Origin of the sequence: Dietzia sp. B19, assembly GCF_014145155.1 — a bacterium.
Lineage (GTDB): Bacteria > Actinomycetota > Actinomycetes > Mycobacteriales > Mycobacteriaceae > Dietzia > Dietzia natronolimnaea.
In genome coordinates this window covers 45,609-58,293 of the sequence record NZ_JAALED010000572.1, presented here as the reverse complement: position 1 = coordinate 58,293, position 12,685 = coordinate 45,609, and the positions used below count along the sequence as shown (strand labels likewise).

Annotated in this window: 8 protein-coding genes and 1 pseudogene; 5 read left to right on the top strand and 4 right to left on the bottom strand. The window is 62.5% G+C overall.

All coding sequences use genetic code 11. The features are described from left to right. Positions 1 to 339 precede the first annotated feature (339 nt). The 3 genes from G6020_RS16035 to G6020_RS16025 are packed head-to-tail and all read right to left on the bottom strand — an operon-like array spanning position 340 to position 6,840. A complete protein-coding gene (locus G6020_RS16035; protein WP_182611282.1) occupies positions 340 to 1,260 on the bottom strand; it encodes a restriction endonuclease in 921 nt (306 codons plus the stop codon). Beyond that, the gene (locus G6020_RS16030; RefSeq protein ID WP_182611281.1) at positions 1,257 to 6,185 is read right to left on the bottom strand and encodes a DEAD/DEAH box helicase; all 4,929 of its coding nucleotides are present in this window, start codon (positions 6,183 to 6,185) and stop codon (positions 1,257 to 1,259) included. The genes G6020_RS16035 and G6020_RS16030 overlap by 4 nt, the downstream gene beginning before the upstream one ends. Before the next feature lie 55 nt (positions 6,186 to 6,240). Beyond that, a complete protein-coding gene (locus tag G6020_RS16025; protein WP_182611280.1) occupies positions 6,241 to 6,840 on the bottom strand; it encodes a hypothetical protein in 600 nt (199 codons plus the stop codon). A gap of 422 nt (positions 6,841 to 7,262) precedes the next feature. Between G6020_RS16025 and G6020_RS16020 the strand changes: the two genes are divergently transcribed. The 5 genes and pseudogenes from G6020_RS16020 to G6020_RS16000 form a co-directional block, all read left to right on the top strand. Further along, entirely contained in the window at positions 7,263 to 8,021 is a 759-nt protein-coding gene (locus G6020_RS16020; protein ID WP_166501778.1) for a recombinase family protein, read from the top strand. 473 nt (positions 8,022 to 8,494) lie between these two features. Then, entirely contained in the window at positions 8,495 to 9,883 is a 1,389-nt protein-coding gene (locus G6020_RS16015; RefSeq protein WP_182611279.1) for an amidohydrolase family protein, read from the top strand. A gap of 218 nt (positions 9,884 to 10,101) precedes the next feature. Further along, on the top strand, positions 10,102 to 10,386 hold the full coding sequence (locus G6020_RS16010; RefSeq protein WP_182611278.1) for a hypothetical protein: 285 nt from the start codon (positions 10,102 to 10,104) through the stop codon (positions 10,384 to 10,386). 521 nt (positions 10,387 to 10,907) lie between these two features. Further along, entirely contained in the window at positions 10,908 to 11,243 is a 336-nt protein-coding gene (locus G6020_RS17315; RefSeq protein WP_225320256.1) for a hypothetical protein, read from the top strand. A gap of 263 nt (positions 11,244 to 11,506) precedes the next feature. Next, positions 11,507 to 11,907: pseudogene (locus tag G6020_RS16000) on the top strand (transposase); the annotation flags it as partial. 51 nt (positions 11,908 to 11,958) lie between these two features. Here G6020_RS16000 and G6020_RS15995 read toward each other — a convergent pair. Next, a partial coding sequence (locus G6020_RS15995; RefSeq protein ID WP_241732777.1) for an IS256 family transposase occupies positions 11,959 to 12,685 on the bottom strand: 727 nt, incomplete at its 5' end.

The window sequence follows — 12,685 nt, the reverse complement described above, 5'->3', positions numbered from 1 at the left end:
GCGCTTTCCGAAGGGCGTCCCAAACAGACGAAAGTCTTGGCATTATGGTCGGATACGTGCAGGATCAGGCCGGCCCAGGTCTTCATTCCCGCGTCAACAGGTACGTGAAAACGCACTATCTGATGGGAGTAGGCCACGAACTTAGATTGTCAGTTTCAAATACTGACTGGGAGTGGTTTAGTTCTTCCCACGAACGGGCTTCTGGCCTTCCAATTGATTTGAATCACGTGTGGATTCGTCTGCCGTAAGATATCGCTGCAGTGCGCTGTCCCAGTGAGGCTTTGGACGCAAAACGGGCTTCGACCCTAGGGCATTAAGAGAGAACTGTCGCTAAATCAGTCAGATCTCTTCGAAAAAGTCCTCGTCGACGCGGTGTAAGACTACGGTGTGCGATTCCTGCACGCCGACGCCGTACTGGATCAGGAGGCGTGCCAGGCGAGCTCCGTCGATGAGTTCGATGCGGGCGTTGATGCGTTCGGCTTCGAGTAGGGCGCCGCGGGTGAACGACGAGGTGGTGATGAAGACGCCTCTGTCGCCTTGTTTGCCTAGGAGAGCGCCGGCGAATTCGTAGATGCGTGGGCGGTCGACGGTGCGGTCGAGGGCGTAGCGCTTGGCTTGGACGTAGATGCGGTCTAGGCCGAGGGGATCTTGGCTAATGATGCCGTCGACGCCGGCGTCTCCGCTGGCGCTGGTGCGCTCAACGTTGCCCGCTCTGCCGTAGCCCATTTTCTCGAGCAGGCGGATGACGAGGTCTTCGAACCCGGTGGGGGACAGGGTGAGCGCTCTGTCGAGGAGTTCGGTTTCAAGAGTGGCTTGGTTCTCCAGGACTGCGGCGTCGATGAGGTCCTGTGGGGTGGCGGTCGTATCGTCCAGGTCGACCGGGGGGTGCGGTGTCTTCGTGTCGTCTCGGTTCCGGGCTCGGTCGCGGAAGGCTCGGAAGGGTTCGAATTGCTCGAGCACGGTCAGGTCGACACGGTCGGGGTGCTCTGTGAGGACTCGGCGTCCTTCGGCGGTGATGATCGAGTAGCCGCGTCGTGGGCGGTGGATGAGCCCGGCCTGGGCCAGGTAGGAGGTGGCCCAGCCAACTCGGTTGTAGATCAGACGTGAGCGCCCCGACGGGGTCATCTGGGCCCGCTCTTCGGCGGTCAGGTTGAACTGGTCGGCCATCGCTTCTTTGAGGTCACGCAATCGATGCTCGCCTCCGTCGGCGAGGTACTCGAGGACCGGGCGCATCAGGGTCTGATAGTCCGGGATCGTCACTGGGAGCCCTCGGTGGTGAGGCTGGCGACGAGTTTGGTGGTTTCGGTGGCAACGGTGGTGACCCGGGCGATCAGGTCGACGATGTACTTCGGATCGCCGAGCTCGTCGCACCAGTCGTTGGGGTCGTTGACGATGCCGGAGGGTTTGTCGGTCTTGACTTGCCACCGATCGATGACCCAGCCAAGCGCGGAGCGGGAGCCGAGCATGTAGTCGTCGGCCTCGGGTGGGATGCCAGTGATCGTCACCTTCGAGTTGTAAATGATTGTGGTCGGGTCGTTGACGAGCTTGCCGGTCTCCTCATCGCGGATGCGGCCCCACTTCATCTTCGACACCCGCCAGGTCTCCCGGTCCTCGGCAGAAGCACCCTTTTTGAGTTCGACCTTCACGGGGTACGGCTCGACCTTCTCGTAGTTCATGTGCAGGTCTGCGAGCCATCGGCCTACACGAGCAACCGTCTCGAACTGGTCCCGGGTCTCCGGGGTCGGGATGTGCGGCAACATCTTCTTCAAATCAGCGGCATAGTCGATCCGGTAGTACGGGTCATGTAACTGGCCGTAGACGTAGTAGAAGATGTCGTCCTTGCTCACCTGGGGACCCACAGCCTCGCGGTAGATCTCGAGGATCTCATCAGAGATGTTGTCGACCCGGCGATACCCGTACTCATCGACCTCGGCGTCGTCGGCGAAATTGAACCCGCCATCTGCCGCATCGACCTTCTTATAGGTCCACCGGGGGAAGAACTGACCGCCGCTACCGGCCCCGGTGACATGGAGGTCTGGCAGGGAATTCAGCATCAGCACACTGAACGGCACAGCCGATCCACTGCCGACCTGGTAGAAGCCGACGTTGGCGTGGTGGGGCGTCGGGAACATCGATCGGAGCTGGTAGAGCCTGTCGTTCAATCGCGAATCGACGTAGGCCCACTGTGGGCTGAAGGGCCTGTAGGTCGACCGATAGACGAACTCGTCGCCCCACTCGAGTTGGGTCCTTCGGAGGGCCTGCTGTCTGAGGGAGTGGTTCCAGCTGATCTTGCCCCCCGCTGTGTGGTGGGGGTTGTCTCCTAGGTATCGGGTGAGGTTCTCGTCGGTGAGCTTGGAGGCGCCGCGGCTGTGCTCCTCGAACTCGGTCTTGACGGTTCGGTACTGATCAAGCAGGTTTTCGATGTTGTGGCCGAGCTCTTCGCGGGAGTAGTTGTAGCACCAGGCGTCCCGGCCGGTGGAGAGGCCGCGGGAGTGTGCGGTGAACACGGTTACTTGGCCGGGCTCACGTTTCTTGGCGCCAATGGCGGGCCAGGTTGCGAAGGTGTCGTCGCGTTGGCCGATCCAGTCTCCATGGGAGTTGGGGATGATACTTGTCCAGTCGATGCTGCTCAGATTGGCATCGGCGATGATGCGGAGCTTCTCTTCTCGGGTGAGGTAGTCGCCGATGTCCCGGTAGGAGATCGCGCAAGGACCGGAATGGGCTGGGTTCTTGACCCCAATCCAGATCGCGATGGTGGCTTGGGAGCCTGCACCGAATATCTGTCCGCCTTCTTCCTTCCAGTTGGATTTGCGCATGTTCCCGCGAAGGTTGAACACGTAGATGTGGCTGTATTCGTCGGCGAGGCTCAGACGGATGCCGTCGGCGGTGTTGCCGTCGATCCAGCCACCGTTGGAGACGAAGGCGACGACACCTTGGTCTCCGATGCGGTCGGTGGCCCAGCGGAATGCCCGCAGGTAGGAGTCATAGAGGCTGTTTTTGTTGGTCGCGGTGGAGCGGGCCGCATACGACGAACCGATGCGAGCATCGAGATGCGGGTACTTGACATTGGCGTTGAGGTCATTCGCCGATCCCTGGCCCACCGAGTACGGGGGGTTGCCAACGATGACGTTGATCGGGGTGGCTAGCTGCCGGGTGATGCGGTCGTTGTTGGCGGGAAAGACCTTGAGGTCGAGCTCATCGCCTTGTTCGTGGATCTGGAAAGTGTCAGCGAGCACGATGCCGGGGAACGGCTCGTAGTCGGCGGTGTCGGTGTGGCCGGCGATGGCGTGATAGGTGGTCTCAATGTTGACCGCGGCGATGTAGTACGCGAGCAGCATGAGCTCGTTGGCGTGGATCTCCGAAACGTACTTTCGGGCCAGGTCCGCCGGTTGGATGAGTCCGGACTGGAGCAGGCGGGTAATGAAGGTGCCGGTGCCGGTGAATCCGTCGAGGATGTGCACGTCGTGGTCGGTCAGGCCTAGGCCGAAGGCGTCCCGGAGGGCGTGGTCGGTGGCGCGGAGGATGAAGTCGACGATCTCTACAGGTGTGTAGACAATGCCGAGGGCGTCGGCTTGTTTGGCGAAGCCGAGCTTGAAGAACTTCTCGTACAGCTCGGCGATGACTTGCTGTTTGCCTTCGGCGGAGGTGACTTCGGAGGCGCGGACGCGCACCGAGTCGTAGAACGAGTCGAGTTTTGCGGTTTCGGCGTCGAGGTTGGCGCTAGCGAGTTGGTCGACCATGGTCTGCATGACTTTCGAGACCGGGTTCTGCGCGGCGAAGTCGTGGCCCTCAAACAGGGCGTCGAAGACGGGTTTGGTGATCAAGTGTTGGGAGAGCATGCTGATCGCGTCGTCGCGGCTGATCGACTCGTTGAGGTTTGCCCGCAGTCCGTCGACGAAGTCGTCGAACCCTCGGGTTAGTTCGGGGCTGGCAGCGGCGAGGGTGGCGTTGATGCGGGTGATCTGCGCGGCGGCAATGTCGGCGACATCGGCGGCCCAGTCTTCCCAGTAGGTGCGGGTGCCGACCTTGTCGACGATCTTGGTGTAGATCGCCTCAGTCCACTCAGACAGGGAGAACAGCGCCATCTGCTTGGTCTGCTCGGCATCGCCCGAGCCGTCAGACCCTGCATCGGACCCGGTGCCACCGCTGCTGGTGGAATCCTCCGCGGGGCCGACGTGACCGCCGAGGAGCTGGTCGACGCCCTGGCCGGTCTTGTCCCGGGTCTTGGAGTTCAGGGCGATGGAGTTGACCATCGCGTTGAACCGATCGTCATGGGCGCGGAGGGCATTGAGGACCTGCCACACGGTCTTAAATCGACGGTTGTCGTTCAACGCTTGCGACGGCTTGACGCCCTCGGGCACGGCGACGGGCAGGATGATGTAGCCGTAATCCTTGCCTGGTGATTTGCGCATCACGCGACCGACAGACTGCACCACGTCCACGACGGAGTTGCGGGGGTGCAGGAACAGCACTGCATCCAATGCTGGTACGTCTACACCCTCGGATAGGCAGCGGGCGTTGGTAAGGATTCGGCACTCATTCGCGTCTGGTTCGGCCTTGAGCCAGGTCAACTCCTCGTTGCGCTTGAGGGCGTTGAAAGTGCCGTCGACGTGGTGCACCGAGCAGTTCAGGGACCGGTTGGTGTCCGCGACGTCCACGCCGTCGTCCTCGGCGTCGCGCAGCAGGTCTTGGTAGGACTCCACGACCCTGGGAAGCATCTCGGCGACCTGCTTGGAGGACTTGATGTCGCGGGCGAAGGCGACGGCTCGGCGCATCGGCGGCTCACCGGGGGCGAAGCCCTCACCTGTCGGGGAGGTGCCGGCCCGTTTGGCTAGTCCGTTCCAGCAGCCCACCAGCTTGGAGGCGTCATCGAGCTTGAGCTCGCCGGCATCGGCCAGGTCTGATTGGAGCCGGCTGGCCATGACCGATTCGTCCACCGTCAGGACCAGGACCTTGTAGTCAGTGAGAAGGCCGCGGTCGACGGCCTCGCCGAACGAGAGCCGATGAAACTCGGGACCGTACGTCTCTAGGTCATCCATGGAGGCGACCTCCGCGGAGTGTTCCCCTGCCTTGTCCTTGGTCTCGTCGTTGAACAGGCGCGGGGTCGCGGTCATGTACAGCCGCCGACTGGCCTTGAGGAAATCCGGGTCGTGCACTGCGACGAAGTTCGACGCATCCTCGCCTGCGAGGGTGATGCCGGTCGTGCGGTGGGCCTCGTCGCAGATCACCAGATCGAACGCGTCCACACCAAGACTTTGGGCCTTGGAGACCGCGGGCAGTGATTGGTAGGTGGTGAATACCACCGTCATCCCCGCTGCCCGTTTGCGGTAACTCATCTTCTCCGCGAGCTGCTCTGGGTTCGTGGTGACCGGAATGGCGACGTCAGAGGTGTCGTAGTCCTCCGCTGCACGAGAGACCTTAGTGTCCGAGCAGACTGCGAACGCCCGAATATCCAGCTCGGCACGGGCAGTCCACTCCCGCAGAGTCTGCGACAACAGGGCGATTGAGGGGACCGCGAACAGGATTCGGGCGCGCCCGCCGTTGTCGAGGGCTGTCTGCTCGGCGATCTTCAGCGACGTGAAGGTCTTACCAGTGCCGCAGGCCATGATGAGCTTGCCCCGGTCGTTGCCCTCGGCAAACCCGCGGAACACCGCCTCCAGTGCTTCCTGCTGATGCGGGCGCAGCGTGTATGGCGTGGACGGGGCCAGATCAACTTGCAGTTCGCCCTGGGGCCAGGCGATGTCCCAATCGATCGCCGACTCGGCGAGATCCTCGAGCGAGATCCGCTGGACCGGGATGGTCTGACCATCGAGGGCGTCCTCGGCATGCTTGCCCCACCTGTTGGTCGTGGAGATGATGACCCGGTTGGTGAACGGGGCCTTGCCCGAAGCAGTGAAGAACGAGTCCAAATCGCTCTTCTGTAGGTAGTGGTCGGGCTCGTAGAACTTGCACTGAATGGCGGTGTACTCACCGGTGTCGCGTTCGCGAGCCACCAGGTCGATCCCCGTATCGGGCTTGCCGTCCCGGTCTGGCCAGTCGATCCACCGCCAGACCTTGTCGTACTGCTGAGACAACATCGGGTCGAGTTCGAAGTAGCGCACCATGAGCTGCTCGAACTTCGTTCCCCGCTCCACGTTTGTCGGAGCCTGACGGAACGCCTCGATCACCTCATGCACAGAAGCCATGACGCCAGTCTTACAAGTAGGGACTCATCGCCGTCTGGCGGATCCAACTTTCGATTTACGGGAGTTCCCACTCCCAGCCGCCGCCGTCGTAGTGAAGGATCAGGTCGGTTGCTCCTGCTGGCACGTCTAAATTGAACGTCGCGCGATATTGCGAGTTGGAGGCCAAGCCGGAAGCCAACTGTTGCCACGTGCCGCACGAGAATGAGTAGTTGCCCTGCTGAGCGGTGACTCCCGAAGTCGTCCCATCTTCTTGTACCCATTGCCAACTGCCCGGGTTGAAGAGGGCTCCAGCCGAGAGTCGGTACTCCTCCGGGACATCCGCCGTAGCTATCGAGACATCAACACGCGTGGGGACCCCTGTCGGGGGCTCATAGCTGTCGCACGGCTCATTCTCTACAATCTCGTCCACGGTAAACGTGATCCACCTCGAGTCGGGGTCCTCAGGCAGCCCAAGGCTTCCCTGCTCCCCGACCTCCTTCAAGATGTACCCACGAGGACTCCGCTGCGGGTCGTCGCGCTTTTCGTCGTTGGACTGTTCACTGGTGGGGGCAGGGGGCGTCGGCGAAGAAGCACTCTCCGAGCCGCCATCAGCCGAAGAGCAGCCCGCCAAGAGCAGTGCCGCAGCCAGTGCTGGGACCACGTACTGAACCTTCATCCGTCCTCCATCTTCAGATAAGAGCGTTTATATCAGCGGCATCCGACAGTGCCTTCAGTTAGACCCTTGCTGGAGGGGCGATGATCGACGTGAACTCAAGACCGCTGTCCCAGTGAGGTACACCTTGCGGTACATCGCGGGCCGCCATCGTTTCCCCTGTTCCGCAAGGTCTCAAGCAGGGGTTGCGGGACGGAGTTCATTGAGGTCACAGGGGGTAGCGGGACTATGGGTTTCGCGATCGTGAGGGCGGTAGGGGACAGGTGTAAAGCCGAGCTTTTGGATCACGGCCGCCGAGCTCGGACCAGGGGAACTCTGGAGGCGGAGGCGATCCAGTCGGCGGCGTCTGGGTCGATCCAGCGAGCTAGGGTGTCGAGGTCTGCGGATAACTGGTCTAGGCGTCTGTTCTCCACATCTGGGTTGGGATGGATGAGGGGTTCGTGGTGGGCGATCCGATTACGGAGCTTGTAGATGCGTTGCTCATCGTCAGCCGCGGGAAGGTTCAGACTCGGTTCCGTCGCCGAGATGAGCTGGACTGGAGTCTGCGAGTGGAGACGACGGATTCCGAGAACATCATCGAGGGGCAGGGGAAGCCGGCACGGAGATCCTCACGAGCACGCGGGCAGCGTGTGGCGTATGTGCGAGTGTCTGCTGCTGACCAGAACGAAGCGCGTCAGCTCGAGGCGGTGGGGGAGTGCGACCGGGTATATGTCGAGAAGGAGTCCGGACGCTCTCGTGCGGACCGTGAGAAGCTCGCCGAGTGCATCGGGTACCTCCGTGACGGTGACGAGCTAGTCGTTGCGTCGATGGACCGGCTCGCGCGATCCCTAGTGGATCTCAAGCAGATCGTTGGTGAGGTCACCGCCAAGGGCGCGAGTGTGGTGTTCGTCCACGAACGGGCCACCTACGCGGCTGGCGCACAGGACCCTCGAGCGGATCTCATGCTTTCGCTGCTTGGGGCGTTCGCCGAGTTTGAACGCGCCATCATTCGTGAGCGCCAGGCTGAAGGCATCGCCATCGCCAAGGCGAACGGTAAGTACAAGGGGAGAAAGCGTGTCTTGACCGAGGGGCAGATCGACAGGGCTCGCGACCGAATCGGCAAGGGGGAGGGGCCATCGGCGATCGCCCGCGAACTCGGAGTCGGGCGGTCCACGCTCTACCGCGCACTCCAGCGACAGACGTAGGCGGCGCCGACACGTCGCGTTAGCCCATCCATCGCGCGACGAGGCTAGTGCGACACCCCTCCGAAGCGCACGAGACCGCCGTCGAGCACCTACCCGCAGCAGCCCGACACGTCGGAAATCACCGAGGGCCTGTCCACAATCCTTGACACAGCCCAGACCTCCCGTTCCACTGGGCGCACGAAAGACCGAGGCTTAAGACGGGGATCCGGCTCGACGGCGAAACGATGAATCATGAGTCCAACGTGATCGACAACCTTTGAAATCTACTTTCGTGACTATGCCGTTCTGTGTATGAAACGTTCACTGTGCGTTCTCCGCACCGTGGTCGCTGGTTGTTCGTCGATTCTCGGATGGCGGCCATCCTGAGGAGTGCACGGACAGTTGCAGCGGAGCCTGGAGAGGTACTCCGGAGTGAAAGTCAAGATGTGCGGCTGAACCGCCGCCAGGAATCTGAGTACGATATGGAGTGCATCATGTCTAGTTTTGCGTTGTCGAACGTCACGCTGATCGACGGGCGCGGCGGTAGCCCAGCTGAGAGAATGACGGTTGTTGTCGAGAATGGCTCGATAACTCGCATCGTGCCCACGTCCCAGTACGACGCAGCAACAGGGCCAAAGGTGACTGATGCTGCTGGGAAATGGCTACTGCCCGGCTATATCAACGGCAACATCCACCTGCTCGACGGGGTCATGATGGTGGGCGCCGGAGGGGTCGAATACCTCGCCCGGTACGAGGGCTCCTTCTCTAGAGTCATCGAGGAGGGAGCGCAGCTCACCCTCAAGAATGGCGTCACGACCGTCTTCGACACCTGGGACGCTCGCGATCCCGTCCTGGAGGCTCGGGACAGGATCAACGCGGGAACCGTCATCGGATCCCGTATCTTCGCGGCAGGCAACATAGTCGGGATGGGTGGACCATTCAGTCCCGACTTCAATTTCACTGCACGGCAGTCGATATCGCAGAGCTTTGCCAACAGGATGGACCTGCTCTTTGCTGCAGGAGTCGGTGCCGAACTGACGTTGTTGCAGGAGCGCGAATTCCGTGCTCGGTTCAGGGACTACGTGCAGTCCGGTGTTGACATGGTCAAGATCGCTATCAGTGACCATCTCATGGCACATCTCAATCCTGCTGCCCTGCGGACCTATCACACCTTCCCGGAGAAATGGGTCCGCATGATGGCGGAGGACGTCCATTCAGCCGGACTGCCGTTCCTGTCACACACGATGGCGGTACCAGCCCTGGAGTTAGCAGCTGATGTCGATGTCGATGTCATGATTCACCCGACATGGACGTTCAACCAGGTAATCCCGGAAGAGTTGGTGAATCGGATCGCGGAACGTCGAATTGGTGTGGGAATTCAGCCTATCGCCGACGACTATGCGGATCGCCTTCTCCTCCACGGAAATCCATTCGGGACGCTCAACAGTCCCGAGCATCAGAAGAATGAACGAAACTTCATCGAAGCCGGCGCCAATGTGATGGTTTCCACCGACGCAGGCTGTACGTCACACGACGTGATGCAGGACCTCGGACCCGACCTGCAGGAGGGCAGGCCCTGGTCTTTGGGTTCTGACCACTTCACGTGGGTCAAAGCGTTGCGCACCCGGGGACTCACCACGATGGGAGCGATTCAAGCCCTCACCCACAACGTGGCCGAGGCATACAACAAGCTCGACACCATCGGTACTGTCGAAGTGGGAAAGCTGGCTGATCTCGTGCTGCTGAGCTCGGATCCACTTGTTGACAGCGAGAACCTGAGCGACATCGCAGCAATCTATAAGGAAGGTGTCCTAGTCAACCGGTCGGCATTGCCGAACCCCCAGATCGTTACCGCGCCAAGGGGTACGCCTGTTCCGAACTGACAGGCCCCCACCAGGCCACGCGAGCGAGACCACCGTTTGGTAGGTGCGGTTCATGGGGGCCCGCAGTATAGGTTGAGGTAGAGGTGCGTGGGCAGATCGCGGCGCGGGTCTCCGTCGGCAGGGTAAGACGTGCGACGAACTGATCGAGAACCCGAGGGAGACCCGCGTGGCGCACCTGATGCCGCCAGAGGCGATGGGCCTGCGCCTCGTGCAGCGCGATGAGAGCACTGAGAACACCGATCGACACGCACGTCGCCGCAAGAAGCCGGGATGTCCCGCCCTCGTATTGGTCGATGTACCGGGACTCGTACTACTCCCCGAACGTTGAGGTGCCGATGGTGGCGATTCCGGCGGGCGTCTCCGGTGTGGTCGCGCTCGGCGTCATCATCGGAGACGGCGCCACTCGTGCTGCGGCCTCGATTCCGACGACTGTCGTCGGGGTCGTCGGGCTCGTGATTCTCGGCGCGTTGGCGCTCGCTGTCTGTGCGAACTCATCGAATTGAGCACTATCTACCCGTTTGGTCGAACCTCGCGGTTCGTGGTGTCCTGAGCAGGTAGCTCTCATCTCGGCGCTAAGCGCGAGAAGTCGCCCCTGTCGACAGACTCCGCTTGATCGACAGGGGCGTCGTCGGTGGGTGCCTCTTCTGTCGTCGGAGAGGGAATGCTCCAGGGATTGCGGGGAGGCACAGGGCCCGGGGTGATGCTGGAGGCGGATGCCGGAAAGGTCTGCGCACACTCTCCCGCGACGGGGAGCCAGGCACGAGAGATCTGGTGTGACGGTCCATTCGGCCGCGGTCAGCCATCGCCCGACCGGCTCGGTCGGGCCGGTGCTCCCCGCCCGCGCGGCGAGCGCGACAGCGAGGATAGGTCCGTCACCGCAGATGCTCGCTTCTCGACAGATGGATCCAGCGTGAAGGAACAGGCGGTTTGGATGGGCTCAGTGCTCGCGGGCTGTGATCGCAGGTGCGGGTGGATGGGAGTGCACACATCAGTACGGCGGCCACGAGGGTGCACAGTGCTCGGCATGGATACCACGAAGGCGCTGCTTCTCAGCGACGAGCAGTGGGGCAGCGAGGTGCTCCTATCGCACCGTCCGTTCGCGGCGAACCAACTCGGGCACGGCCAATACCGGATGAGCCGCGACGACGCGCTGACGATTCGCTGCATCCAGCACTCTCCACATGCCTTGCTCGGATCGATCGTCATCAACTGCGACCATCCCAACGCCCATTGCGGGCGTTCGAGGAACCTTCGGATCATCCGGCACCGAGCTGGGTGTCCCAGTCCCCGTCCGGGCACGCACACCGAGGCTGGTGGCTCGGCGACAACCGCGTCTGCCGCACCGATTCGGCGCGTCTGATGCCCTTGCGTTTGGCGCACCGCATCGAGTGGGACCTGTGCATTTCCTTGCGGGACCTGACCACCATCCACACCCCTCGTCAGGCGCCGCGCTGGCCAGACCGGTCGGCCGGACTGGGCCGCAACGGCACCAGTTTGACACCGCCCCCAAGTGGGCCTATCCGCAGTGGTGGAACCACCGCGACGACACCATCGATCTGAGGCTGCCCCCTCGGAGTGGACACCCTGACAATGGTTCGTAGAAGAACCAGGAGGGATGTTCACATGGGACGTCAGTCTCAGTACACGGAGGAGTTCCGCCGGGACGCGGTCGCGTTGTATCGCGCCGGCGGCGGCACCCGCACCTACGCCGCGGTGGCCTCGGACCTGGGCATCAGCGGCGAGACCTTGCGGACCTGGGTCCGCAAGGACAACGCCTCGGCGCAGGGCTCAGCGGCCACGGCGGGCGGTGGCAGTGAGACTGCAGCCGACGAGTTGGCGCGCCTGCGGGCAGAGAACGTCCGACTGCGCAGTGCGGAGAAGGAATGGCAGCTCGAACGTGAGATTCTGCGCCGGGCAGCCGCCTATTTCGCGCAGGAGATGAAGTGAAGACCTGCCGCTGGGACTTCATCTCCACCCACCGCAACGAGTTCGGTGTGCAGCGGCTGTGCCGAGTCCTCGGTACCTGGTCAAGCCCCTAGAAGTGGTGTAACTGGTTTGTGATCCTTCGTTGGTGATCAGGCGGGTAGTTGCATCAGTGCATCAGTGGTCACCTCCGTCGTCGAGCTGGTGTCGGTGTCGGTGGTCAGGGTGAGTCGGCAGCGGCCCAGGACTTCGAGTCCGAGGTATCGGCGTCCTTCGGCCCATTCGTCGGTCTGCTCGGCCAGGACGGCGCCGATGAGGCGGACGATGGCCTCTCGGTTGGGGAAGATGCCCACGACGTCGGTGCGGCGGCGGATCTCTCGGTTGAGCCGCTCGGTGGGGTTGTTGGACCAGATCTGGCGCCACACGTCGTCGGGGAACGTGGTGAAGGCGAGCAGGTCCTCGCGGGCGTCGCCGAGGTGGTCGGCCACGTCGGGCAGTCTGCCTTCGGTGTACTCGAGGAGCCGGTCGAACTGGGCATTGACAGCCTCAGCGGTGGGCTGGTCGTAGACGCTGTGCAGCATCGCCTTCACGGCCGGCCACATGGACTTGGGGCACACGGCCATGAGGTTCGCCGAGTAGTGGGTGCGGCAGCGTTGCCACGCGGCTCCCGGCAGGTTCGCCGCGATCGCCCCGACCAGCCCGGCGTGGGCATCGGAGGTCACCAGCCGCACCCCGCCCAGGCCGCGGGCAACCAGGTCGGCGAAGAAGGTGTTCCACGAGGCCGTGGTCTCACTGGTGGCGACCTGTATGCCCAGCACCTCGCGGTGGCCGTCGCCGTTGACGCCGGTGGCCAGCAGCACGGAAGCCTTGACGACCTGC